General features: G+C 64.5%; 1 protein-coding gene and 1 pseudogene (1 of these 2 running past the window's edge). Both read left to right on the forward strand.

The window, feature by feature from the left end:
• On the forward strand, positions 1-365 hold a 365-nt coding region (locus GEV06_28675), incomplete at its 5' end, for a phosphosulfolactate synthase (protein ID MPZ21822.1).
• Positions 366-389: 24 nt separating this feature from the next.
• Positions 390-608, forward strand: a pseudogene (locus tag GEV06_28680) (Fpg/Nei family DNA glycosylase); it runs 366 nt beyond the window's last position.

Genomic DNA, 608 nt, shown 5'->3' on the forward strand with positions numbered 1-608 from the left:
CCACCGCGGTCGCGGAGCTCGAGGCGGAAGGCCCGCGGGACGCGGGATGGGCGATCACGCAGGCGAAGCGGTTCCTTGACGCAGGCGCGGAGATCGTCATGATCGAGTCGGAAGGGATCACGGAGAGCGTCAAGACGTGGCGCACGGACGTGGCGGCGCGGATCATCGATGCGCTCGGCCTGGAGCGCGTGATGTTCGAGGCGGCCGACCCGGACGTGTTCGGCTGGTACATCAAGAACTACGGACCAGACGTCAATCTCTTCGTGGATCATAGCCAGATCGTGCAGCTCGAGTGTCTCCGGTCGGGGATCTGGGGCACGAAGAGCCTCTGGGGACGCGTCTTCACCTACAAGGAAGGGCCGTAGCCCGCCAGGAACGATAGTCTCACCGTGCCGGAATTGCCCGACGTCGAAGTCTTCAGAAGATATCTCGAGTCCACCGCCCTGAACCGGCGCATCGACGGAGTGCGCGTGATGGCGCCAGAAATGCTCGACCGCGTCTCGACTCGGACGCTCCGGTCACGCCTCGAGAACCAACGCTTCGTCCGAACCGCCCGTCACGGAAAACTCCTGTTCGCGGGGCTCCCGCAGAACTGCTGGCTCGTCCTT

It is taken from the genome of Luteitalea sp., from assembly GCA_009377605.1.
Lineage (GTDB): Bacteria > Acidobacteriota > Vicinamibacteria > Vicinamibacterales > Vicinamibacteraceae > WHTT01.